Origin of the sequence: Streptomyces atratus (assembly GCF_014648655.1) — a bacterium.
In the GTDB taxonomy this organism is placed as follows: domain Bacteria; phylum Actinomycetota; class Actinomycetes; order Streptomycetales; family Streptomycetaceae; genus Streptomyces; species Streptomyces atratus.
The window spans coordinates 12,711-33,330 of the sequence record NZ_BMRN01000055.1; the positions used below are offsets into that span (position 1 = coordinate 12,711).

Annotated in this window: 18 protein-coding genes and 8 pseudogenes; 20 read left to right on the forward strand and 6 right to left on the reverse strand. The window is 68.9% G+C overall.

Annotation, left to right across the window (positions count from 1 at the left end):
* Positions 1-56 precede the first annotated feature (56 nt).
* A complete protein-coding gene (locus IEZ15_RS45715) occupies positions 57-239 on the reverse strand; it encodes a DUF6480 family protein (RefSeq protein ID WP_093896711.1) in 183 nt (60 codons plus the stop codon).
* Between the two features lie 931 nt (positions 240-1,170).
* Between IEZ15_RS45715 and IEZ15_RS38300 the strand changes: the two genes are divergently transcribed.
* The 5 genes and pseudogenes from IEZ15_RS38300 (at position 1,171) to IEZ15_RS38320 (ending at position 3,921) form a co-directional block, all read left to right on the forward strand.
* The gene (locus IEZ15_RS38300; protein ID WP_189281637.1) at positions 1,171-2,130 is read left to right on the forward strand and encodes an NAD(P)H-dependent flavin oxidoreductase; all 960 of its coding nucleotides are present in this window, start codon (positions 1,171-1,173) and stop codon (positions 2,128-2,130) included.
* A 130-nt stretch (positions 2,131-2,260) separates the two neighbouring features.
* A pseudogene (locus IEZ15_RS38305) lies at positions 2,261-2,628 on the forward strand (sigma factor); the annotation flags it as partial.
* A pseudogene (locus IEZ15_RS47420) lies at positions 2,543-2,904 on the forward strand (transposase); the annotation flags it as partial. The pseudogenes IEZ15_RS38305 and IEZ15_RS47420, both read left to right, overlap by 86 nt.
* 84 nt (positions 2,905-2,988) lie before the next feature.
* Entirely contained in the window at positions 2,989-3,591 is a 603-nt protein-coding gene (locus tag IEZ15_RS38315) for a GNAT family N-acetyltransferase (protein ID WP_189281638.1), read from the forward strand.
* A 69-nt stretch (positions 3,592-3,660) separates the two neighbouring features.
* Positions 3,661-3,921 (forward strand): hypothetical protein, encoded by a 261-nt coding sequence (locus tag IEZ15_RS38320; RefSeq protein ID WP_189281639.1) that lies wholly within the window; start codon positions 3,661-3,663, stop codon positions 3,919-3,921.
* 81 nt (positions 3,922-4,002) lie between these two features.
* On the opposite strand, the gene IEZ15_RS38325 is transcribed toward IEZ15_RS38320, so the two are convergent.
* Positions 4,003-4,197, reverse strand: a complete 195-nt coding sequence (locus tag IEZ15_RS38325) for a hypothetical protein (protein ID WP_189281640.1) — start codon at positions 4,195-4,197, stop codon at positions 4,003-4,005.
* An 87-nt stretch (positions 4,198-4,284) separates the two neighbouring features.
* On the opposite strand from IEZ15_RS38325, the gene IEZ15_RS38330 reads away from it, so the two are divergent.
* Positions 4,285-5,010, forward strand: coding sequence for a dienelactone hydrolase family protein (locus IEZ15_RS38330; protein ID WP_189281641.1), 726 nt, complete (start codon positions 4,285-4,287; stop codon positions 5,008-5,010).
* Positions 5,011-5,115: 105 nt separating this feature from the next.
* On the opposite strand, the gene IEZ15_RS38335 is transcribed toward IEZ15_RS38330, so the two are convergent.
* Positions 5,116-5,433 (reverse strand): hypothetical protein, encoded by a 318-nt coding sequence (locus IEZ15_RS38335; RefSeq protein WP_189281642.1) that lies wholly within the window; start codon positions 5,431-5,433, stop codon positions 5,116-5,118.
* A gap of 255 nt (positions 5,434-5,688) precedes the next feature.
* Here IEZ15_RS38335 and IEZ15_RS38340 point away from each other — a divergent pair, with 255 nt between their 5' ends.
* From IEZ15_RS38340 to IEZ15_RS38365, 6 genes are all read left to right on the forward strand, one after another.
* Positions 5,689-6,891 (forward strand): aminotransferase class V-fold PLP-dependent enzyme, encoded by a 1,203-nt coding sequence (locus IEZ15_RS38340; RefSeq protein ID WP_229846399.1) that lies wholly within the window; start codon positions 5,689-5,691, stop codon positions 6,889-6,891.
* A complete protein-coding gene (locus tag IEZ15_RS38345) occupies positions 6,876-8,207 on the forward strand; it encodes an ABC transporter substrate-binding protein (protein WP_189281643.1) in 1,332 nt (443 codons plus the stop codon). Before IEZ15_RS38340 ends, IEZ15_RS38345 begins: the two co-directional genes overlap by 16 nt.
* Positions 8,208-8,212: 5 nt before the next feature.
* Entirely contained in the window at positions 8,213-9,169 is a 957-nt protein-coding gene (locus IEZ15_RS38350; protein WP_189281644.1) for a carbohydrate ABC transporter permease, read from the forward strand.
* Entirely contained in the window at positions 9,166-9,981 is an 816-nt protein-coding gene (locus tag IEZ15_RS38355) for a carbohydrate ABC transporter permease (protein WP_114248724.1), read from the forward strand. The genes IEZ15_RS38350 and IEZ15_RS38355 overlap by 4 nt, the downstream gene beginning before the upstream one ends.
* A 5-nt stretch (positions 9,982-9,986) precedes the next feature.
* Positions 9,987-11,903, forward strand: coding sequence for a glycoside hydrolase family 36 protein (locus tag IEZ15_RS38360; RefSeq protein WP_189281645.1), 1,917 nt, complete (start codon positions 9,987-9,989; stop codon positions 11,901-11,903).
* Positions 11,904-11,968: 65 nt separating this feature from the next.
* Complete coding sequence (locus tag IEZ15_RS38365) at positions 11,969-12,997, forward strand: LacI family DNA-binding transcriptional regulator (RefSeq protein WP_189281646.1); 1,029 nt, start codon at positions 11,969-11,971, stop codon at positions 12,995-12,997.
* Positions 12,998-13,013: 16 nt separating this feature from the next.
* Here IEZ15_RS38365 and IEZ15_RS38370 read toward each other — a convergent pair.
* Positions 13,014-13,268 (reverse strand): annotated as a pseudogene (locus tag IEZ15_RS38370) (RNA polymerase subunit sigma-24); the annotation flags it as partial.
* A 28-nt stretch (positions 13,269-13,296) separates the two neighbouring features.
* Between IEZ15_RS38370 and IEZ15_RS38375 the strand changes: the two are divergent.
* The 4 genes and pseudogenes from IEZ15_RS38375 to IEZ15_RS38390 form a co-directional block, all read left to right on the forward strand.
* Positions 13,297-13,608, forward strand: a pseudogene (locus IEZ15_RS38375) (ATP-binding protein); the annotation flags it as partial.
* A gap of 78 nt (positions 13,609-13,686) precedes the next feature.
* Positions 13,687-14,214, forward strand: a complete 528-nt coding sequence (locus IEZ15_RS38380; RefSeq protein ID WP_189281647.1) for a GNAT family N-acetyltransferase — start codon at positions 13,687-13,689, stop codon at positions 14,212-14,214.
* Positions 14,215-14,362: 148 nt separating this feature from the next.
* Positions 14,363-14,518: pseudogene (locus tag IEZ15_RS38385) on the forward strand (alkene reductase); the annotation flags it as partial.
* 324 nt (positions 14,519-14,842) lie between these two features.
* Positions 14,843-16,123, forward strand: coding sequence for a hypothetical protein (locus IEZ15_RS38390; RefSeq protein WP_189281648.1), 1,281 nt, complete (start codon positions 14,843-14,845; stop codon positions 16,121-16,123).
* 423 nt (positions 16,124-16,546) lie between these two features.
* On the opposite strand, the pseudogene IEZ15_RS45720 reads toward IEZ15_RS38390, so the two are convergent.
* A pseudogene (locus tag IEZ15_RS45720) lies at positions 16,547-16,723 on the reverse strand (sugar ABC transporter permease); the annotation flags it as partial.
* A 98-nt stretch (positions 16,724-16,821) separates the two neighbouring features.
* Here IEZ15_RS45720 and IEZ15_RS38395 point away from each other — a divergent pair.
* Complete coding sequence (locus IEZ15_RS38395; RefSeq protein ID WP_189281649.1) at positions 16,822-17,061, forward strand: hypothetical protein; 240 nt, start codon at positions 16,822-16,824, stop codon at positions 17,059-17,061.
* Positions 17,062-17,265: 204 nt separating this feature from the next.
* Here the strand turns inward: IEZ15_RS38395 and IEZ15_RS38400 are convergent, their stop codons facing one another.
* The gene (locus tag IEZ15_RS38400; protein WP_189281654.1) at positions 17,266-18,129 is read right to left on the reverse strand and encodes an IS3 family transposase; all 864 of its coding nucleotides are present in this window, start codon (positions 18,127-18,129) and stop codon (positions 17,266-17,268) included.
* A gap of 382 nt (positions 18,130-18,511) precedes the next feature.
* On the opposite strand from IEZ15_RS38400, the gene IEZ15_RS38405 reads away from it, so the two are divergent.
* From IEZ15_RS38405 to IEZ15_RS45725, 3 genes and pseudogenes are all read left to right on the forward strand, one after another.
* Positions 18,512-19,573: a right-handed parallel beta-helix repeat-containing protein gene (locus IEZ15_RS38405; RefSeq protein ID WP_189281650.1), complete on the forward strand. Its 1,062-nt coding sequence runs from the start codon at positions 18,512-18,514 to the stop codon at positions 19,571-19,573.
* 177 nt (positions 19,574-19,750) lie between these two features.
* Positions 19,751-20,082, forward strand: a pseudogene (locus IEZ15_RS47740) (IS701 family transposase); the annotation flags it as partial.
* 193 nt (positions 20,083-20,275) lie between these two features.
* Positions 20,276-20,439 (forward strand): annotated as a pseudogene (locus IEZ15_RS45725) (UDP-N-acetylglucosamine--N-acetylmuramyl-(pentapeptide) pyrophosphoryl-undecaprenol N-acetylglucosamine transferase); the annotation flags it as partial.
* Positions 20,440-20,620 lie beyond the last annotated feature (181 nt).

Below are 20,620 nucleotides of genomic sequence, written 5' to 3' on the forward strand. Positions count from 1 at the left end.
CCGTCCTCGGAGAGGTCCAGACGGATGCCCAGGTCACCGGCCATCGCTGGAGATGGTCATCCGTAGCCGAAGATCCGCGCGATGAAGAATGCGGCAAAGATGACCGATCCCAGCAAAACGAGTCCTGCCCATAGGGCGGGGTGTTCCCAAATACCTCCGTCCGCGCGTTCCTGATGGGCTTCACTGATGGAGCCCTCGGCAGGTGGTGTCTCCCCTGGGGGATTCAGTGTTATAGCCACACATCTATTCTCTCTCGGCCGCATCCCGTTCGCATTGCGCACAGGACTGTGGTCCTCCTTCCACGAGCGGCCGGGGGCGTAGTTCCGTAGCGCCGGTCACCGTGTCGGCCTGGTCCTCGAGTGCGGCAGAAGTGCGCGAATGCAGCCACCACTACGCCATCGGGAAGCGGCGCGGGGCCACCGCTGGTTGCCTGCGGTCTCAGCATCGGAGCGGGGGCCGGCCGGCCCGGCTCGCGAGACCTGAGTGCTGCGTCGGTACCTTGCCGGTATCGAGAACGGCTCGGTTGTCTCGATCCAAACGGTATTAACGCGTGCCTGAGCTCAGCGGGCGCAGCCTGAATGCCGTCTCGGCCGTTTTCGCTGAAAGCGCTCCCGCACCAGCCGGAGATGATTCCTCCTCCGCCTTCCCCGCACCTTTCTGGGGATTCGGCGGCGACGTAAGACCTGCCGTTCCGGATGACCTGCCAGGCTGCCGGGCTGCTGGGCGCGCACGCCGCAGACACGGTGCTCAACCGGATCGCGGGTGAGCAACCTGTGCCGATCGACCTGGGGTTCGTCGGCCAGTGCATCAGTCCGGGGCGTCGGGCTGACATCTTTCAGTTCGCACACAGGAACGACAACGCGATGAGGCTTTGCCTCGGAGGGCGCCTTGGCGCGAAGCCCAAAGAGTTCGTGTGTGGGGGCACTGTCAAGCAGCTGGCTGACGGGGCAGGTAAGTCCGGTTCGCTTGAGTGGGCCTGGGCAAGGATGACAGGCGCCGACATCTGCTGCTGGCCAAGCGCGGCGACGCCCTGAACACGGGTAGCCGTGCACGCGGTCGCGTGGCCGAGAGCCGGTAACGAGATGGTGGATAGGTGCGGCGGGGCCGGTCCGCGGAGGTCAGTTGCCGCGTTTGTGATCCCGCCGTCGGACGAGAGGCGATGATGTGGCAATGGCGTTGTCAACGGCGTTCACGGAGATGATCGGCGTACGGTACCCGATCGCGCTGGCGCCGATGGGCGGGTCGGCGGGGGGCGCGCTGGCCGCAGCTGTCTCCCGCGGTGGCGGGTTCGGGATTCTGGGCGGCGGATACGGGGACCCGGAGTGGCTGGCACGTGAGGTGCCGATCGTCGCGGGCACCGAAAGGCCGTGGGGTGTCGGATTCCTGACCTGGGGGATCGATGTCGCCGTGGTGGAGCTGGCGCTGAGCTACGGCCCCAGCGCCGTGATGCTGTCCTTCGGCGATCCGAGCCCATACGTGGAGCATGTCCGCCGAGCAGGGGCTCTGTTGATCCTCCAGGTCACAGATCTGGAGGAGGCCAGGCGGGCCGTGGACCTGGGCGCCGATGTGATCGTGGCTCAGGGAACCGAGAGCGGTGGGCACGGAGCCCTGCGCGGGCGGTCCACTTTGCCGTTCGTGCCCGCCGTGGTGGATCTCGCAGCTCAGGTGCCAGTGCTGGCGGCCGGCGGGATCGCCGATGGCCGCGGCGTGGCCGCAGCCCTGGTCCTGGGCGCCGCCGGAGTGCTCATCGGCACCCGCTTCCAGGCCACCGCCGAGGCCCTGGTCGACCCCTCGATCACCAAGGCGATCCTCGAAGGGCGCGGTCAGGACACCGAGCGCAGCACCTTACTGGACATCGCACGCGGCTCCCGATGGCCGCCGAAGTACCCCGCCCGCACCCTCGGCCACCCCTACCTCGACCGATGGCGTGGCCGGGAGGCCGAGCTCGCCGCCGATGCCCAAGCCCTTCAGGACTACCAGGACGACGTGGCACGCGGCGCGGTCCCCCCACTGCCGGTCTGGGCCGGTGAGGCCGTCGACCTCATCACCGACCTGCCCTCCGCCGAGGACCTGGTCACCGCTCTCACCACCCAGGCCGAGGGCGCACTGGCCCGAGCGGGACGCCACTGACCCACCAACCGTCAGCGCCGTTCCGGCTCGTTCGTCACGCGTCGCGGCGAAGCTACCGAGCCAAGAGCGGTCACTTGCGCTTGAGGACCTTCGGCAACCAGGGCCGACTGCGAAGGAGAGTGATCGAGATATGAGCGACCACGCCACCAACCCGGCGACCGAGGCCTTCGTCGCCCACCGCAACCTGCCCTGCACCGTCGCCTACGAGATGCTCGGATCGGCGGCCGATGCCGAAGACGTCCTCCAGGAGACCTGGCTGCGGTGGGTCAAGGCCGACTTGGGGCAGGTGCGCGACCAGCGTGCCTACCTGGTCCGGATCACGATCCGGCAGTCGCTCGACCGGCTGCGCACAATAACGCGCCGCAAGGAGACGTATGTCGGCCCCGGCTGCCCGAGCCAGTGCTCACCGCGCCGGACCCGGCCGAGGACGTCGAGCTCGCCGAGAGCGTGTCGATGGCGCTCATGGTCGTCCTCGAGACACTGTCGCCGACGGGGCGCCGCGATCCGCAGGCATCTCCGTCGCCACGGCATCCGGGCCGTCATCCCGCGGCCTGCAGACTAAATCGGTCACCGCCTGCGGCGAGGCCGCCCCGGAAGCCGCCCACCAGGCTTCGACGCTGAAACCTACAAGGAGCGCAATAGCGCAATACCGTCGAGCGGTGCATCGCCCGTCTCAAGCAGTGGCGCGGCCTGGCCATGCGAACCGACAAGCTCGCCATCGCGTATCAGGCCGCATTCCACCTCGCTGCCATCCTCATCTGGGCTCGTAGATGACCAAGGACGGAGGAACAGCGGCGCTGGGCTGCTGAACAGAGAAATCCGGTGGCCCCGACTTGAAAGCACCCATAGCATCCGCCCATGACCGAAGACACCGGGATCGCGGGCAACGAGCATGACGCAGAGGCTGAAAGGGAACTTTCCTGGCGAGCCAAGTCTGTCGGTCTCGCGGCAGTCGACATAGACGACGCCGAGCTCTTGCACGGCTGGCGGTCCGACCCGGTAACCGCCTATGAAATCGGCATCTGGCCGCGCTCCCTCACCGCGATGCGCGAGCGCATCGAGCGCGACGGTGACGACGACGATCGCGACGACTTCCTCATTCTGCTCCCTGACAGCACCCCTATCGGCCATATTGCACTGAGCGGCCAGAACATCGTCAACGGCACAGCACAGGTCGAGCTGATGCTGGCCCCTCAGCATCGCGGGCACGGCCACGGCACCGACGCCCTCGACGCCCTGGTGGACCTAGCGTTCGGCGAACTCCCGATGCACCGCCTCACGGCAGAGACCCACACCGACAACGCCCCCGCCCTCGCCGTCCTCGCCAAATCCGGCTTCGTACACGAAGGCATCAGCCGCGCCGCCTGTCTCCATCGCGGCCGCCGCCACGACCTCGCCGTGTTCTCACTACTCCGCCCCGAATGGGAAGCGCTGAACCGCCCTCGTGCCTGGGATGCCTGATCAGACGAAGAGCCCTTGCCCGGCTCCCAGCCCGGTCCAGCGCGACACCCCTCAGAGCATCAAGGAGACATGCTCTACTACTGCAACGGCCTTTCGAGTGACGGTGGGCCAGTTTCAGGCGTCCGGCAGGCCACCGGCTGGATGATGCGCCACCCCGACCAGCTGGGCGACGAAGAACGCCAGCAGTTGTCCACCGTCCTCATCCAGTGCCCAGAACTCACCCGGTCGACCACGATGGCCTGGCCACCATCACCCCGTACATCACCCACACCAACTACCCGGCTCGACCTCGAACCCCGCGCCCTGTTCCCCGGCGGACCCGCCGCCTGAGCGGCCGGCGGAGCGATGCGGCCTGCCCGCGGCAGATGCCAAGCACCGACCGCCGACTGTAGCCCGGTCAGAGCTCCCCGCTCAGGCAGCGTCGTGCACCAGGCGAACCCCGGTGTGGCTGGCGTAGGCGGTGGTGGCGCCGTTGACCTGCTCGTCCGGCGCGAGGTATACCCCCGGCGGAAGACCCGACAGGTCCACCTCCAACACCGTGGCCAGGGCGGGTGATCCGATAAAGCGGCCGTGGGAATGGGGTTTGTGACGGATCTTGTGAGCCATCGCCGCATTTCAGAGGCGCACCCGCGCTGTTCTGCCAGCGGTGAACACCGGCCCGACCGGGCTCGGCGATTACTACAGTCCAGTCTCATGACGACGGTCACAACGCGCACCATCGAATACCCGGCCGACGGCCTGACGATGATCGGGCACCTCGCGCTCCCGGCCGGTGCCGACCGGCGGCCCGCGGTCCTCGTCGGGCCCGAGGGGATGGGGCTCAGCGACGTCGAGCGCCGCCGAGCCGATGCCCTGGCTGAGCTGGGATACGTGGCGCTGGCCTTTGACCTCCACGGCGGGCGCTATTTGGGCGACCCCGCGGAGATGCTGGCCCGTTGCATGCCGCTGCTTGCCGACCCCGACCGGATGCGGGGCATCGGCCACGCGGCGCTCGACGTGTTGCGTGCCGAACCGCGGGCCGACCTCGACCGGATTGCCGCTATCGGCTACGGCACCGGGGGCGCAATCGCGCTGGAACTCGGGCGCGACGGCGTCAACCTGCGCGCGATCGGGACAGTCAACGCAACTACCACGGGCCGACCGGGCGAGGCGGCACGCATTCGCTGCCCGGTGTGGGCCGGGGTCGGGTCGGAAGACCCGATCATGCCGCCCGCGCAACGGGACGTGTTCACCGCTGAGATGCAGGCCGCTGGCGTCGACTGGCGCCTCGCGGTCTACGGCGGAGCTCTGCACGCTTTCCACCACCCACCGGTCGACCACACCGTGCCCCCCGGCGTCGGCTACCACCCACGGCACGCGCAGCGAGCCTGGCGCGACGTCGTCGACCTGCTCGCCGAGTGTCTGCCCGTAACGGAGTGATCTGGTCGACAACCGCGATTCCGGGCCGCGAACCAGGCCCCCGGGGAGCATTCGACCGGGAAGTACCGCCAGGGTGTGCAGTTTCCTGAACGTCTGTGGCCCGGTTCAGGCCCGGGGGACAGGGTGTCGGAGATGAAGTGCGAGTGGTTGCAGAGGTTCCGTCGAGAGCAGCGGAAGCTCGCCCGGGTGCGGCGGGCGGCGTGGTGGTTGCAGCGGGCAGAGTGGGAGCGGGTTATGGGTGATCAGCTCGCCCATCGCGTTGTTGGCATACGGGCTGCCCTTGGCTCCAAGCGGCCTGCGGAGGCCCTCGTCATCAAGGGTGGCGATCCTGTCGTGCCGGTGCCGATAGGTCCGCACCAAGAAGGCGACCGCGTCGGTGGCGCTGCCTGGCATGTCCTTGGGCCAGTGGCGGGGATCGGACATATCCGCGTCATCCGGCACGCTGCCGTCATCGAAGAACGCGCTGGCCCGGTGACGTGCTGCAGGACGGCAGCGCTCGGCTCTCTTTGAAGCGGAGTCCGTGCTGGTGAACCGCCCGCCGCCCGCCCGCGCGGGGCCGGCCAGTCGGCTCGCCGGAAAGCAGTTGCGCTGAACCTCTTGCCGGGTCGACCTGAGCTCCCTAATGTGAACCTTCAAATTCCTGAAGTGCCATACAGAAAGCTCCGTTAGGGAAAATTTTTGAACGATCAAATCCGTCAGGCATCCGAAGTCTCCACCCCCGCGGCTCCCGGTCCGGCTCCCGCCCGCGGTCCGATGGTGGGCTACCTCGACTACGCCAGGGTCGGCCCGCTCTCCCGCCCGGCCGCCGCCGCGCTCACCGCCGCGACTGCGCTCGCCACCCGCGTCGACCCCGCCGACCTCGACAGGCTGTTCGCCCTCAGCGACGCCGCCCGGACCTCGGCGGCCCGGCTGCTCGACGCCCGTCGGCACGAGATCGCCCTCGCCCCGTCCACCAGCAACGGCCTGTTCACCGTGGCCGCCGCACTCCACGGCCCCGGTACCGTCCTGGTGCCCCGCGGCGAATTCCCCGCCAACCTCTACCCCTGGCTCCGCTTCGCCGGCCGCGGCGGCCCCGCCGTCCGCCTCGTCGACCCGGCCGGGCAGCGGCACATCACTCCCGACCTCCTGCGCCGCCAGCTCACTCCCGACGTCACCGCCCTCACGGTCAGCGCCGTCGACTCGCTCACCGGCCACCTGGCGCCGCTCGCCGCCCTCAAGGAGGTTCTCGGGCCCGGCCGGCTGCTGATCGTCGACGCCATCCAGGGCCTGGGCGCCGTCGCACTCGAAGCGGACGCCGCCGACATCCTCGTCAGCGGCGGCCAGAAGTGGCTACGGGCCGGGTGGGGAGCCGCACTGCTACTGATCCGCGACCGGTGCGCCGAGCGCCTGGCTCCCGGGCTCGGCGGCTGGGCCGGCGTCGCGGAGCCCTTCGCGCTGCGGCATCCGGCGCCGCCGCTGCCCGGGGCCGCCGCCCACCTCGCCACCAACCCGGACTTCCCGGCCGCCGCGGCCATCGGCGCAGCCATCGACGACCTGTTCGACCAGGGCGGCCCGGCCGCCGTCGGCGCCCGTATCCGCGCCACCCTCGCCGACCTGCTCGACCGCGCGCGGCGGGCCGGCGCCGACGTCCTGCTGGACGGACTCGGCCCCCACGAGCGCGCCGGCATCGGCACCTTCCGCCTGCCCGGCCACGACCCCGCCACCGTCCACCGCACCCTCGAAGCGGCCGGCCTGATCACCACCCGCCGCGACGAGTGGATCCGACTGTCTCCCCACACCTCCACCCCGGGCGCCGCGGCGGACCTACTTGCCGAGGCACTGCACACCCTCACCCACCGCACAACCCACCACCCCCAGGAGCCGACATGCCCCATCGACTGAGCCGCCGCCAACTGCTCCAGCTCGTCACCGCCTCCGCCGCCGGACTCGGCCTGGCCGCCTGCGGCAGCAACGGGTCGGGCAGCGGCGCCGGCGGCGACGGCGACAGCGGTCAGATCACCGTCTGGAGCTGGACCACCGCGGCCAAGGCCCTGCGCGCCGTCGTCCCCTCCTTCGAGCGGGACAACCCCGGCATCAAGGTCGACATCCAGGACGTCGGCGAACCAGCCATCTGGGACAAGATCACCGTTGGCCTCGCCTCGGGCGGCAAGGGCCTCGCCGACGTCCTGCACATCGGTGTCGACTACCTGCCCGGCTACCTGGAGAAGTTCCCCGACGGCCTCGCCGACCTGTCCAAGCTCGGCGCCGACCAGTACAAGGGCGCCTTCGCCCAAGGCCTGTGGCCGACCGTCATAGGCGAGGACAAAGCCGCCCACGCCCTCCCATGGGAGGTCAACCCGCTCGGGCTGTTCTACCGGCAGGACTACTTCGAGAAGGCCGGTGTCGACCCCGCCGACATCAGCAGCTGGGACGATCTGATCGCCGCCGGACCGAAGATCCTCTCCGCCACCGGCGCCCAGCTGCTCGGGCTCGACAAGCCTGGCACCACCCAGGACATGGACTTCTTCCAGAACCTGATGCAGCTCCAGGGCGCCTTCTACTTCGACCACGACGGCAAGGTCACGCTCGCCTCCCCGGCCGCCGTCCAGGCCCTCACCGTCATCAAGCGGCTCAACGACGGCGGCCTGCTCGCCGACATCGCCGGCCAGGGCACCTGGAAGCGCCTGGTCAGCCAGGGGAAGCTCGCCACCTCCCCGGACCCCGCCTGGGCCGTCGAGTACCTGGCCACCAAGTTCCCCGACCAGAGCGGCAAGTGGCGCGTCATGCAGCCGCCCGCCGCCGTTCCCGGGGGCGGGCGCAGCGCCATCGTCAACTCCACCTACCTGGCCGTCTCCGCCTCGAGCAAGCGCCGCAGGGCCGCCTGGCGATTCATCGAGTACGCGCTCACCAAGCCCGCCGAGATCAACCGGATGTTCACTTCCGGCGGCGTCTTCCCCGCCCTCAGCGCGGCGTACACCGACCCGAAGTTCAGCGCGCCCCACCCCTTCTACGGCGACCAGAAGGTGCTGAAGTCCTTCGTCGATTCGCTCGGATCCGGATCCGACGCCACCAACTTCACCGGCGACTACACCCGCGCCCTCAAGCTGGCCAGCGACGCCCAGAGCCAGGTGCTGCTCAAGGGCGCCGACCCGGCCGGCGCCCTCAAGGACGCTGCCAAACAGCTTGCCCAGCAGACCGGCCGGCAGCAGGCGGCCTGACCATCATGTCCCTCGCCCCGCCCGAACGCGCTCCCGCCACCGCCACCCCGGCCGGCCGCGGCACCCCCACGCACACCGGCCGCACCCGCCCGGGCCGACGTCGGCTGCTGACCCGCGACTCCGTCCCCTACCTGCTGATCATGCCCGCCGTCCTGGGCTTCGCGATCTTCAAGGCGTACCCCATTGCCGACTCGCTCTGGATCAGCCTCACCACCGGCAACGGCGACGACCGGCACTTCACCGGACTCGCCAACTACCAGCGCCTGCTGGACGACCCGCTGTTCTGGACCGCGCTGAAGAACACCGCGCTGATCCTGGTCGTCCAGGTGCCGCTGATGCTCGGCCTGGCCCTGCTCGTCGCCCTCGGACTCAACTCCACCAAGGTCTGGCTGCGCCCGCTCTGGCGACTCGGCGTCTTCGTCCCCTCGCTGACCGGCCTGGTCGCCGCCGGCGTGATGTTCTCCGTGATCCTCAACCGCGACGCCGGACTGCTGAACTGGGTCCTCTCCGCGTTCGGCATCGACCGAGTGAACTGGCTCGGCAGCCCCTTCTGGGCCCGCGTGGGCGTCGTCCTCGTCATCACCTGGCACTACACCGGCTACAACGCGGTGATGTACCTCGCCGGCCTCCAGGGCATTCCCAACGAGTTGTACGAGGCCGCGATGGTCGACGGCGCCGGGCCGATCCGCCGCTTCGCTGCCATCACCCTTCCCCAGCTGCGGCCGATCCTGCTCCTCACCGTGGTGCTCTCCACCATCGGCACCCTGCAGCTCTTCGACGAGCCGTACGTCCTCACCGGCGGCGGCCCGGACAACGCCACCATGACGGTCACCATGTACCTCTACAACAACGGCTTCAAGTACTTCGACTTCGGCTACGCCTCGGCCCTCGCCTACGCGCTCGCGCTGATCGTGTCCGTGCTCGGCATCCTGCAGGTGCGGCTGATGGGAGAGCGCCGGTGAAGCCCCGCGGCCCACTGCTCACCCTGCTGCTCGCGGGCGCCTTCGGGCTCTGCGTCGGCCCGTTCTACTGGCTCGCCATCGCCGCCACCCAGGACGACAAGGACGTGTTCTCGTGGCCGCCGAAGCTACTGCCCGGCGGCCACCTCATGGACAACCTCCGCGGGCTCCAGGAGTCCATCGGGCTCACCCGCGTCCTGCTCAACACCGTGCTGGTGGCGGGCGTCCAGACGGTCGGCGCGGTCGCCATCTCGGTCCTGGCCGGCTACGCCTTCGCCAAGTTCGACTTCCGCGGGCGCAACCTGTTCTTCGTCCTGCTGCTCAGCACCCTGGTCATCCCCGACACAGTGATGCTGATCCCGATCTTCCAAATGATGATGGAACTGGGCCTGATCGACTCCTACCAGTCCGTCATCCTGCCCGGCCTGGTCACCCCGTTCGGCATCTTCCTGATGCGGCAGGCACTGCGCTCCATGCCCGACGAACTCCTGGACGCGGCGCGCGTCGACGGCGCCGGCGAACTGCGGGTGCTGTGGCGGATCGTCATCCCGGTCAACCGGCCGGTCATCGCGGCGCTCGCGCTGTTCGTCTTCCTCGGCAGCTGGAACCAGTTCGTCTGGCCGCTGATCGCCCTGCGCAGCCCCGAGATGTACACGCTGCCCGTGGCCACCGCCACCCTGCAGGGGCTGTCGACCACCAACTACGCGCAGGTCCTGCTCGCCGCCGCCATCGCTGCCATCCCCGTGATGGCCCTCTTCCTCGTCCTGCAGCGCCAGTTCATCTCCGGCCTGCTGGCCGGGGCCACCAAGGAGTGACCACCGTGACCACCGAACCACTCCCCGCCGGCGAGCGCACCGAGAGCCCGCAGGCGCTCACCGCGCCGGACACCGCCCCGCGGGACGCCACCCCGCAGCAGCCCGTCCCGGCCTGGCGCCCGAACATGCCGGCCGGGGCCACCCCCGACACCGTCGGCCACCGGCAGCTCGCCACCGGCCTGCTCCACCCCACCGGCGCCCCGCTCACCGTCCACCTCACCGGGCTCGGCTGCGACCGGCTGGAGACCGCCGTCACCCCGGTCGGCGACGGCGTGGCCCTGATCGAGGTCACGGCGGCGGCCGGGGCCACCGTCCGCGCCGAATGGCGGGTCCCCTGCCTCGGGGCCACCGCCTACTGGACCCCGGACACCAACGCCTCCCGCTGGCTGCCGCCGTCCTGGATCGCCCCCCGGACCGTCTCGCTCGCCCTGGGCACCCCCGTCGCCAGCCTGGTCGGCACCGACGACCGTGCCCTGTGCACCGCCGCCGCCGACGAGACCTCCGCACCCGTGCGCGTCGGCGCCGGCGTGGTGGAGGAAAGCGGCGAGTTCGCCTTTACCGTCGAACAGGACCTCACCCCGGACGGGCCGCCGCTACGGCTGCGGATCGACCTCAGCGGCCGCCACTTTGCCGCCACCCTGCAGGCCGTCACCGCCTGGTGGGCCGAAGGCCTGCACCACCCCGGCATCGCCCCCGCCGCCCGGATGCCCGCCTACTCCACCTGGTACAGCCTCCACCAGAACGTCGACACCGCCGCCGTCGAACGCCAGGCCGCCCTCGCCGCGGCCGTCGGCTGCGAGAGCATCGTCGTCGACGACGGCTGGCAGACCACCGACCGCGCCCGCGGCTATGGCCACTGCGGTGACTGGGAGCCCAACCCGGCGACCTTCCCCGACCCCACGGCCCACGTCGCCGAGGTCCACCGGCTCGGCCTCGCCTACCTCCTGTGGTACGCATTGCCGTTCATCGGCCGGCACAACGACGCCTGGGACCGCTTCAAGGGCATGATCCTGCGCGAGGAGCCCCACCTGGACGCGGCCGTGCTCGACCCCCGCCACCCCGAGGTCCGCGCCTACCTGGTCGAGAAGGTCTCCCGCGCCGTCGAGCAGTGGGACATGGACGGTCTGAAACTCGACTTCATCGACCGCTTCGCCGTCACCGACCCCCCACCCGCCCCGGCCGGCGCCGACCGCACCGCCGTCCACGAGGGCGTGCTCCAGCTGCTCGCCGACCTCGACGCCCGCCTGCGCCGCACCCGGCCGGACGTGATCGTCGAGCACCGCCAGCCGTACGTCAGCCCAGGGCTGTGGCCGTACGCCACCATGGTCCGCGCCACCGACTGCCCGCTCAGCCCCGCCGAGAACCGCCAGCGCATCGTCGACTGCCGGCTCACCGCGGGCCCGCTCGCCGTCCACGCCGACATGATCATGTGGAACTCCGCCGAGACGCCCGAGTCCATCGCCGTCCACCTCATCAACGCCCTGTTCTCGGTGCCGCAGATCTCCGTCGACCTCGCCGCCCAAAGCCCGGACCAGCTCGCCACTTTGCGCTTCTGGCTCGGCGTCTTCCGCCGGCACGCCGACGTCCTCCAACTCGGCATCCTGGAACCCGTGCGACCGGACCTCGGCTACCCCCTGGTCCGCGCCCGCGACCACCACACCACCGTGGTCGCACGCTACGCGCCGCTGCCCGTCGCCCTCCCGGACCGGCACGCCGCGGACGGCCCGCAGACCCTGCTCGTCGCCAACGCGGACGGCGACCCCGTGATGCTCCTGACCGCCACCCGACCGGAACAGGCCCTCGCCCGCGTCCAGGACTGCCGTGGTGAGATCCTGTCCCAGACCATGCTCGACCTCGTCGCCGGGGTGAACTCGGTGACCGTGCCGACCGGTGGCCTGCTCACCCTGACCCGCGAGCACTGACAACCGCGGGCTGGGGGCGGCCACCCGCCGTCCACAGCCCGCCGACCACCGCCCACAGAGGAACGATGACCGCTCGACAGGTGACCATCGAGGACGTCGCACACGCGGCAGGAGTCTCCCGCCAGACCGTCTCGAACGCCCTCAACGCACCCCACCGGCTACGCGCCACCACCCTCGCCCGGGTCACCGCCGCCATCGACGAACTCGGTTACCAGCCGGACCAGTCCGCCCGCAGCCTGCGCACCGGCACCCGCAAGGTCATCGGCTATCCCGCCCCCGCCGACAACCCCGCCGACCCCAACCCCCTGATGGGCGGCTTCCTCCAGGCGCTGGTGACCGCCGCCGACGCCGTCGGTCACCGCATTCTGGTGTTCCGCTCCGACCCCCAGCAGGGCGCCGGAGCAGTCGCCAGGTCCTTCAACAGCCTGATCGCGGCCCGCCAGGTCGACGGGTTCGTCCTCTCCGACGTCGTCCACGACGACCCCCGCGTCGACGTGCTCACCGAGGCTGGTTTCCCGTTCGCCGCTTTCGGCCGCACCGCCCCCGGCCGTCCGCAGAACTGGGTGGACATCGACTCCACCGCCGCCACCGCCGCCCTGGTCGGACTCCTGCTCGACCAGGGCCACCGCCGGATCTGCTACCTCAACTCCGCCGCGTCCCTGCCCTGGCTCGCCGACCGCAGGGCCGGCTTCCTGCAAGCCGCGGCCGCCGCCCCCGACGGAGCCTTCGAGGTCGGCGTCCCCGACGACGACCCGGCCGCGCTTTCCCACGCCGTCCAGCGCCTGCTCACCGGCCCCGACCGCCCGACCGCCCTGGTCTGCGCAAGCGACTGGCTCGCCCTGACCGCCTACCAGGCCGTCCGCGCCGCAGGCCTCGCCGTCGGCGACGACGTCGCCGTCACCGGCTTCAACGACATCCCGCTCTGCACGCTGCTCCAGCCCGCCCTCACCAGCGCGCGCCTGCCCCTGGCCGCCATCGCCCACGTCCTCGTCGACCGGCTGATCACCGCCGTCGAGGACCCCACCGCCGCCCCGGCGAGCGGGCTGCTGCTTCCTGCGGAGCCGGTCGTGCGCGGCAGCACGCCGGGGCGGTAGCGGCGGCCGCTGGCCGTCACACCGGCTCGGCGGCCTTGCGCAGCAGGACGACCGACCACTCGCGGAGGTTGCGGCACAGCCGGACGGCGAGCTCCAGCTCGGCCCATGCCTCGGCGGTTCGGCCGAGCCGGACGAGCAGTTTGCCGCGCACCGTCGGGAGCAGGCGCGCCCCCGACAGGCGCCCGGAGGCGGCCAGCCCGTCCACGATGGACAGCGCTTCCTGCGGTCCGCTCGCCATTGCCACGGCGACGGCCCGGTTGAGCTCGACCACGGTCTGAAGCCTTTTCTGGAGCGGCGGCGACCGTGCCCGCCGCCGCTCGGAGCGGCGGATCAAGGCGGCCGGCTTCCCGCGGGTGAAGTCCCTGCGGGCGTTCGACTTCGACGCCAACCCGAACATCGACGCGGCGACCATCCACACCCTCGCGAGCTGCGAATGGATCAAGAAGAGCCAGCCGTTCTGCCTGTGGACCAAGACGTTCACGGATCCGCGGCTCTGCCCGGCAATCGTCGACCGACTCACCTTCAACGGGACCATCATCGAGACCGGCACCGTCTCCTACCGACTCGCCGGCACCCGAGCCCGAGCCGAGGAGCCGGCCAAAGCGAGCTGACCTCTGCCGGTAACGGCCGGATCGAGGAAAACAAGAGCCGTGCGAGGTGCTCGTGGGGCATCATCGAGGATGGCCGCCATGACCCATGTGATCGAAGCCCCCAACGCCGAGGACGCCGAGTCTCTGGGGCCCGTGCAGTTGAGAGCCTGGCTGCAGACGTATCCCAACGAGGAGGCAGGGATAGACGAGGGATGGATACGTGAGCACCGAGGCTCCTCCGCCACCACGGAAGGGATCGCTCAGTGGCGGGAGTTCATTGTGGCAGCGAAGCAACGACCGGACCTGCTGTTCTGCCGTGTCGTCCGCTCCGATGCGGAGATCGTCGGTTTCCTCTGCGGCCGCCGGGACGACGTGGTCACCCTCGGGCCAATGTATCTGCTGAACGAGGCCCAGGGCGAAGGTGTCGGGGGGCGAATGATGAGCGAATTCCTGGCCTGGGCAGGAAGCGCACCCATGCGCCTATGGGTCACCGAGTACAACGAGCGTGCGGTCCACTTCTACGAGCGCTACGGATTCAAGGCCACAGGTGAACGAGAGATTTGGCGAGGAAGGCTGCCCAACGTGCGCATGATCCGCAACTCCACGACGAGTGACAACCTCAGCTGAGCCGCCCGGTTCCAGAGCCCGGGCCGTGACGACTACTCCAACCGTTCGCTGAACGCCCGGCTCGTCGTCCCCGAACCGTCCAGTGCCCAGCTCGCTCTCCACCTCGGCGAACGGCCGCCCCACCGTCGTTGCCCAGCTCTCCACGATCGACCTCATCAGCTTCGGCCGCGCCTTCATCGCCAGCCCCGCCCTGGTCGAGCGGCTGCGCGGCAGGCTTCCGATCGCCCCCGGCGACGAGGCCACGTACTACCAGCGCGGTGATGCGGGCCACCTGACCTACTCGGCCCACCAGCAATCGGCTTGACTCCGATCTGGGGCGAGCGGGCGGGCGGAACCGGAGTGGGCCGTGCGGCTCAGCCGGAACCGCCCGCGCGGCGGATCCGGGTCCTGGTCGGGCTCTTCAGGGCCCTGTCTCGCTTGAGGAGAGTGGTGGTCCTCCGAGGTGTCTGTAGCTCATGCGGGACGGCACCGGCGGTCCGTGCAGGCGCCGGCCGCTCAAGCGGGCCGGCGGACTCGATGGCATCGGCCGGAACGCCGGCGGTGCTGCGGCAGGCGCCCCTGTCCCGGACATGTCCCGGACGCGACAGGCAGGGCCGGAACGGCCGGTGCGCCCCTACCGTTGCTCGACATGGACACCACACGCAGAGCTCTTTTGAAGGGTATCGCGGCTGTTCCCCTCGCGGTGACGGCCGGAGGGTTGCTCGTACCGTCTGTGGCACGGGCGGCGGAGCCGGGGTACGGGCTGAGGATGTACGACCGTGACGGCGTGCCGACCGGCACGACGTGGGCAGCCGCCACTCAGGGGCTGATCACGAGGCAGAGGCTCGGCGTGGCTGACCTCGTCGACGACGTGCTCGACAGGGCCGAGCGGCGCGCCTCGGCGCCCGGTGACTGGCGCGACGGCCCGGGTTCCGCCCCGAGGCCCGACCGGTTCGACTTCGCCTTCGGGTGGGATGCGAGGTCCAAGTACCGCGAGGACGCCCGCGGGAAGCGGTGGTACCCGCAGGGCATCACCACGAGCTACGACGCCTATGGCGGTTCCGTACCGGGCAGCGGGGGCAAGAAGGTCGCCCTCGTCTCCTGGTACGACAAGCAGACGGCCGGGAACCAGGGCGCCAAGGTATCCGTCATCGACGTCACCCGAACCGGGCTGTCGAGCCGCCCGCGGTACGACCACGTCCTGCTGGCCGAGCCCACCAAGGAGTCGGGCGAGCCTTTCGACTTCAAGGTCACCACCCTCCACGCCGGGGGCATCGCATGGGTGGGGAAGTGGCTGTACGTGGCGGACAGGAACCGGGGCCTGTATGTCTTCGACACCACCAGGATGCTCAAGGTGTCCCGCGGGTCGACGGAGAAGACCCGGGAGCGCGCCAAGAACTGGTGCGGCTATCACGCCGGGGACAAGAAGTACTACGCGCACGGCTACCGGTACGTCATGCCCCTGCACCATGTGTATCGGCCCGCCAGTTGGTCGGCGAACCTGGCGTACTCCCAGGTGTCCCTGGACCGTACCCAGGGGGCCACTCAGTCGCTCGTCGTCAGCGAGTACTTCGAGGAGAGTCCCAACGGCGTGGCGGTCCGCTGGAACCTGAACAGCGCCGGTTACATCGCTTCGGAACGGGCCGCCTCCACCTGGCCGCTGCGCATCCCCAGGGTGCAGGGCACGGTCTGTGTCGGTGACCAGACGTACTACTCGGCCAATGCCCCCGTGAAATCCCATGCGCCCAAGAGCCCGAAGCAGGGAAGCCTGTGGCTGCAGTGGCCCCGGGGCGAGAAGATGACCGCGCCGCACGGCAAGCTCACCCTGGGGCCGGAAGACCTCAGCTACCAGCCACGGGCCAGGGGAGGCTCCCTCTGGGGCCTCGCCGAACACGAAGACACCAGGCGCGTCTACCGCATCCGCCTCTGACAGCCGCCCTCGGCCATGACCGCGACGGCGAGGCCATGGTGTCAACGGTCCACGCGGTGGTCCCTGGTTACGTGGACCTGTGTACCGGTACACAGGGACGTTCGGCGTCGCCATCGACGCCGTCGACCCATCGGGGAGCCCGGGCAGGCGACGCACCACCACCGCTGCCACATCGCACACGCAGACGAACTCGTCCATGACCTCGCGGCGGCTGGCCGGCCGTTGCATTGCGACCTCTCGGCACAGCTTCGACGCGGGGGTAGAAGCTAGGCCTTCACGGGCTTCCCGCCTCCCGATGCGTGGGGGTGTGCGTGTGCGGTGGTGGAGGTGCGGAGTGTGGTCGCGGAGAGTGCCGTCGCCGTGCGTCTTCTCGTCTCCATATGCGGTTCCAGTAGAAGGAGTTGGGTACTTCTGCGGGACCTGTGAACCGGCCTTGCGCTTGTTCCGCACGTCGAAGCCGACCGCCGCGAGCAGGACCAGACCCTTGACGACCTGCTGCCAGTCCGTGCCGATGCCGACGAGGTTCATGTCGTTGTTGAGCACACCGAGGACCAGGCCGCCGTTGATCGCGCCGAGGGCGGTGCCGACGCTGCCGCGGAGGCGACGCCGATGAGCTGGGCCATTCGGATGGGCGATCCAGCTGACCGGCAGTCAGATCCGTGGAAGAGTAATGAGCCCGGTGGATTGGGAGGGGGCAGATGGGGCTGATTCACGCCTGGCGCATGCAAAAGTTCGTATCGGACGCCAGGGTTGCTTATGAACGGGGCGATCTGACGTTCGTCGCAGGCTTCGACGTCGATGGCCGCGGACGAGTGTCTATGAAGGAGATCCGCAAGGAGATCGACTTGATCGTCAGTGCCGTGGAGCCCATTGGATGGCAGTGCGTGGGCGTTGAGCAGTTCTTCGCGTCGGTCGATATCAACTTTGTCCGCTCGTGATTCCAGAGGCGGGCCGCTCTGGGAAGTTGAGTCGAATACCTTTCGATCCGGCTGAAAGGCCGTTCGTCAGGACGTGGTTGCCAGGTAGGCGGAAGCCACTGTGACCGACAAGGCGTAATGCCGACGGGCAGCCAGGCAACCCTCTGCTGTTGTAATCGGGTCGGACTCGCGCTGAGGTGACCCCCGGAGTGTGGACACAGGGGTTCATGCTGTGAGTGGGAGTTCAGCTGTCCTGTGGTGGTGCTGTTCGAACTCTATTGGGGAGAGGTAGGAGAGCGCGCGGTGTCGGCGTCTGGCGTTGCAATAGGTGAGCCACCGGAATATCTCGAGCCTCGTCCGAGACATCGTCACGAACACTCTCCTGTACATCGTTTCTCGCTTGAGTTCCTGCCAGAAACTCTCGACCAGGGCGTTGTCGTGGCTGGAGCCGACCCTGCCCATGCTTCTGCGGATGCCGTGCAGGTCGCAGACCTGGGCGAACGCGGCCGAGGTGTATTGCGATCCGCGGTCCGCGTGGAAGATCACTCCGGTGACGTCGCCGCCGCGGGTCGCGACCGCGGCCCGGAGTGCGTCGAAGACGAGCTCGGCCCGCATGTGCGGGGCCATGGACCAGCCGAGCACTCGGCGCGACCGGATATCGATCACGTAAGCGAGGCGGATCCACGCGGCTCCGACCTGCACATGTGTGATGTCGCCGCACCACTTCTCGTCCAGCGTACTGGCGGTGAAGTCCCGCTGGACCAGGTCCGCCACTGGCGGCGTGAGGCGGTCCGGGATCGTGGTGCATTTCTTCTTCCGCAGGTGACTGCCGACGATGTAGTGCTTGCGCGCCAGCCTGGTCACGCGCTTGTGGTTGACCGTGTGGCCCAAGCCGCGCAGTTCGGCATGGACTCGAAGCGCGCCGTGGTTCCCGCAGTGTTCGGTATGGATTTCGCGGATCTCCTCGACCAGGGCGTCCTCCTCGAACTGTCGCCCCGCCCGCGCCTCGGCGCCGGCGATCCACCGGTAGTAACCCGAGCGGGAGCTCCAGCACCCGGCACATCCGCTTGATGCTGAACCCCTCGGTATGGGTGGAGACGAAGTCCCAAGCGGCGGTCTTCACTTTCGCTGACTTGACGTCTCTCCCTTGGTCAGCAGATCCGCCGTTGATTAGACACTTCCCCCGAGAACCGGTCACACCAGCTGTGTATCCGGGACGCGTTGGTTGAGTGGCTGCGTCTTCGGCGAGCTGATGGCGAATGCGCAGGATCGGAGCCACGTTCGGCCGGTTGGGGTGACGGGACTCGGTGTCACGGGTGTGCAGGCTGTCCGGGACAGTGCCGGACAGGCCCGGACAGCGTGAAGTGCTTGCGGTGTTGGCATGACACCGGGCAGCGTTCCTGTCACACGAGCGGAGCGAGAACGGACTTCTCGCTCGCGCTTCACATGACCTTTGATTGGGGGAACACCCATGCGCAAGCACCTGCGCATCGGCCTGCCGTGCCTGGCGGCGGCCGTGACGATGCTGGTTCCGAGCGGGCCGGGGGCGCTGGCCGCTCCAGCAGGGGGCGAGGATGTCACCGTTTACGTCGGCTCCGGCGGAACCTCGCTCGCCGGGCTTTCGGGGAAATCGCTTCTGCGGGTGGCGGGGAAGGCTGGTCTCACTGCTCAGAGTCCGGTCAGGTCCCTGCGTGACGCACAGGCCGTGCTCGACGCCAGGCACACGAAGAACGCGACGATCATGCTCCGGGGCGGCACCTACACTGATGCCGGGGTGGAGTGGGGGCCGGAAATCGCCAGTACGGTCACGGTCAAGGTCCAGCCGGGGACAGGGCCCGTCACGTTCGACGGGCGGGCAGCCAAAGCCGGGTACTGGACGAAGGTCGGCCCGAAGTCACCCGAACTGAACTTCCAGGGGCCATTCACCGTGCAGCGCTACGGCGACGGCGGGATCAAGGCCACGGGGACCAAGAAGGACGGCCCAGTCAAGGGGCTTGTGATCAACCGGATCACCTTCAAGCAAATGGGCAACGCCTGGGTCAAGGGCGGCAAGGGCTACGCAGGCGTGCATCTGAACTACGTCTCGAAGGCCAGGATCACCAACAACTCGTTCGTCAGTCTTGAGAACAAGAATGTCCCGGGGAACACCCACGGTGTCTACCTCGCCTTCAACCAGACGCAGAAGACCCCCGGAAGCAACGGGAATCTGGTGAAGGGGAACACCTTCAAGGTCATCTCCGGCGACCCGGTCCGCGCCAGCGACGGCAGCAGCGGCAACAAGGTTCAAGACAATGTCTTTCAGAAGGGCCGCGATTACCGGGGGAAGACTCGGGGGAACGGTAATCATGGGATGTTCACTTACTGGGTGTTCCCGAGGGCCAACACATGTGGGAAGGGTGGCAACACGTTTTCGGGTAATTCCTACACCGTGAACTACTACAACAAGAAGACGCCGAGCGTCCGTTCAGGGTCCGACACCGGCCGCACTTGCAAGTCCGTCAAGGACACGGGCGGCAACACCTACAAGCGCTAGCACTTCAGCCGGCCTCTCCATTACTGCTGGTCAACGACCTGGCGCTGGGGAGCGTAGTGGTCTGGTGACGGGTGCGGGACGGTCTTGGCGGACCGTCCCGCGAGCGTGCGCCCACGCCGCATGTAGTGACAGTGCCCCGAGCATTCCACAAGCTTGATCAATGATGTACCCACGGGCGTGTGGGGCCAGGGACTCGAGAGTCTTTTCTTGCGAGTCGGAGCCTGCTTCGCCCGGGTGTGGAACCCCGTCGCCGGATGCGGGATGTGGGCGGGCTGCTGGGCTTGGTGAGCCGCAGGAACGGCTGACTGCTCGCCGGGTATGCCGGCCATGGCACCCCGGTCGGCTGCTGCACGTGCTGTCCCACAGCCGCTGGGGCGCCGGCTGCCTCCGCGATGACCTGCAGACGTACGCTGCAGACCGACTCGGCACACAAGGCGGTGAGTTGATCACCGATGACACCGGCTTCATTCATCAAGAAGGGCACCATCTCACCCGGCGTGCAGTGTCAGGAGGAATTCGTGGCTCCGTGATCGTCGGCATGTCAGACGACCTTGAGCGCAAACAGTTGCCCGTGACCAGCACGAGCACACGATCAACGACCCACACCAGCCCCGTGACCTGCGGCTTCAAGTTGGCGGAGGCTCCGGGACCGGCACCTGGGCGACGTGGGCCGACGTGATCTGAAGTCGGCGTCTCCCGAGGCTGGCATGGCTGCTGGAGCGCGCGAACGTGATTTACCAGTGTGGTCCGGATAACGTCGGGGGTTGCGGGAGTACGCGGCTGTGTTGCCCTGGGCGCTGTGGGGTCGGTACTGCCTGACCGGGTTCGTCGGCCTGGAGTTGCCCGATGTTCTGGCGCTCGCGGACAGGGAGGGGGAGTTCGTTGTGTTGTGGGTGGGGTTGTGGGTGTGTGGGGGTGGGGTCTGTGAATTGGTTGAGTGTTTGGGTTTGTGAGGGTGTGGAGGGTGGTCGCATCCGGTGGGGATGCGCCACCCTCTGGGGCGCCGCGCTGGAACGCGGTGATGCCCGGTCCCTGTTTCATGGTGCA